This window comes from Kribbella antibiotica (genome assembly GCF_004349055.1).
GTDB classification, from domain to species: Bacteria; Actinomycetota; Actinomycetes; order Propionibacteriales; family Kribbellaceae; genus Kribbella; species Kribbella antibiotica.
The window spans coordinates 1-2,161 of record NZ_SMKX01000288.1 but is presented as its reverse complement, the minus strand read 5'-3'; the positions used below and the strand labels follow the sequence as shown (position 1 = coordinate 2,161).

Annotated in this window: 3 protein-coding genes; 2 read left to right on the top strand and 1 reads right to left on the bottom strand. The window is 68.7% G+C overall.

All coding sequences use genetic code 11. The features are described from left to right. Window positions 1–60 precede the first annotated feature (60 nt). A complete protein-coding gene (locus E1263_RS42220) occupies window positions 61–1,278 on the top strand; it encodes an FAD-dependent monooxygenase (protein WP_132178080.1) in 1,218 nt (405 codons plus the stop codon). Here E1263_RS42220 and E1263_RS42215 read toward each other — a convergent pair. Continuing rightward, a complete protein-coding gene (locus E1263_RS42215) occupies window positions 1,228–1,818 on the bottom strand; it encodes a TIGR03086 family metal-binding protein (RefSeq protein WP_132178078.1) in 591 nt (196 codons plus the stop codon). The genes E1263_RS42220 and E1263_RS42215 overlap by 51 nt on opposite strands. Before the next feature lie 115 nt (window positions 1,819–1,933). Between E1263_RS42215 and E1263_RS42210 the strand changes: the two genes are divergently transcribed. After that, window positions 1,934–2,161: GntR family transcriptional regulator (locus E1263_RS42210; RefSeq protein ID WP_202869316.1), on the top strand; the 228-nt coding region annotated here is incomplete at its 3' end.

Genomic DNA, 2,161 nt, shown 5'->3' with positions numbered 1-2,161 from the left:
GGTGGGCGATTAGGGCAGCGTGTACGGCGTACGCGCACTAGTCGATGAGGGGTGGTTGTGATGGGTAAGACGGTGTTGATCAGTGGTGGCGGGATTGCGGGGCCGGCGTTGGCGTTCTGGCTTCGGCGGGGTGGGTTTGTGCCGACGGTGGTGGAAGTCGCCAAAGGGCCGCGGCCGGGTGGGCAGACGGTGGATCTGCGGGGTGTGTCCAAGGTGGTGGCTGAGCGGATGGGGTTGCTGCCGGCGATCGAGCAGCGGCAGTTGCACGAGCGGGGTTTTGAGTACGTCCGGGAAGACGGGCGCCGGACGGCAGCGATGCCGATGGAACTGTTCGACGGCGCGGGACCAGTTGCCGAGATCGAGATCCTGCGGGGTGACCTCGCCGAGATCCTGGCCGACGCGACCCCAGACGTCGAGTACCTGTACGGCGACTCGATCACTCAGCTCGACCAGGACGCGACCGGTGTACAGGTGACGTTCGCGAGCGGGACTCAGCGCCGCTTCGACCTCGTCGTCGGGGCAGACGGCGTGCACTCCCGCGTACGGCGGCTCGCCTTCGGCCCGCATGAGCAATTCGTGCAGCACCTGGGCGGCTACTCGTCGTACTTCACCGTCGAGGCGCCCGAGGACCTGAACCACTGGATGAAGGTCTACACCGCACCCGGCGGCCTGTGGGTCGGTCTGCGGCCCGATCACGATCCGCGGTTCGCCAAGGCACTGCTCAGCTTCCGCTCCCCGGTTATCGACTACGACTACCGCGATGTCGCCGCGCAGAAGCAGATACTGCAAACGCGGTTCAGCGGTCTCGGCTGGCACACCCAGCACCTGCTGAACGCTCTCCCCGACGCACAGGACTTCTACTTCGACAGCACCAGCCGCGTCGCCGTACCGGAGTGGTCGCAGGGCCGCATCGCCCTGGTCGGCGACGCCGGGTATTGCGGCTCACCGCTCGCCGGCCACGGTACGGCGCTCGCCCTGGTCGGCGCCTATGTTCTGGCCAGCGAACTCCAGCAAGCCGACCACACCCGCGCCTTTCCGGCGTACCAGCGCCGCATGCAGCCGTACGTCGATCAGCGGATGGAACTGCCGCCCGGCGGAATCAAGATGGCGATGCCGATGACCGCACTAGGCATCAAGTACCGCGACACGACCACCCGGCTGATGACGTCGAAACCGTTCGTCGGCCTCACCAGCAAGCTGATGATCGGCAAGCCGGACGCGATCGACCTACCGCGCCTGGGCGGTCCACTCCGGGTCCCGGCCGAGAAGACCGAGTAGCTGGAGGAACGCCGGCGCCGTACCGGAGACCTTGAGGCTGCGCTCGAAGGCAGCGCCCGGCCCGCGGGCGGACTCCGTGTCGGGGATCCGCCGGGCCAGATCGAGCGCCGCGTCGACCAGATCGAAGGGCGGCGAGTACGGGATGCCGATCGCGCGCGCCAGGTCCCAGGCGTGCACCACGCAATCCAGGTGGTGGAAGGTCAGTGCGATCCGGCGCGGGAACGACCCGTACTCGCGGACCTCCATCAGCCGGTCCAGCGCCCCGCCGTCGGCGAACGCATCAGCCACGGCGACGTTGGACCGCCGGTACGCACCAGCGGGGTTGTCTCCGAGGCGGCCGCCGGTCCAGGTCTGCACAGGGGCCGAGCCGTTGGTGGCCGCGGCGGCGAAGCCCTCGTTCTCGCTGACGATGTGCCGGAGCAGGCCGCGCACAGTCCAGTCGGGGCAGGGCGTCGGCAGGCTCAGGTGCTCCGCCCGGACCTGCATGACGACTTCACCAAGCACCGCGCCAGCTCGCCGGTCCAGATCTCGGACGTCCATCCGCGCTCCCTCCCTCAGCGAGCATAGGCCGCGGTGCACCGTTTGGGCACCGACTCGGGCGCACCGCAAGGGACAACCCGCATCAGGCACACTGGTGATCCGACTAGGAGAGCTGATGGACGAGCCGCCGTACCTGGTGATCGCCGCTGAGCTGCGGCGACAGATCGAGGCCGGGGAACTGCAGCCGGGAGACCGGGTGCCGTCGACCCGCTCTCTGGTCCGCGACTTCGGCGTAGCCATGGCCACCGCCACCAAGGCCCTCAAAGCCTTGCAAGACGAGCGCCTGGTCCACGCCAGCCCCGGCATCGGAACCGTGGTCGGCCCCCAGCCAAAGCCGACCCAC

Coding starts and splice junctions, on each gene's coding strand:
- E1263_RS42220 (WP_132178080.1), top strand. CDS start 61: ATGGGTAAGACGGTGTTGATCAGTGGTGGCGGGATTGCGGGGCCGGCG.
- E1263_RS42215 (WP_132178078.1), bottom strand. CDS start 1,818: ATGGACGTCCGAGATCTGGACCGGCGAGCTGGCGCGGTGCTTGGTGAA.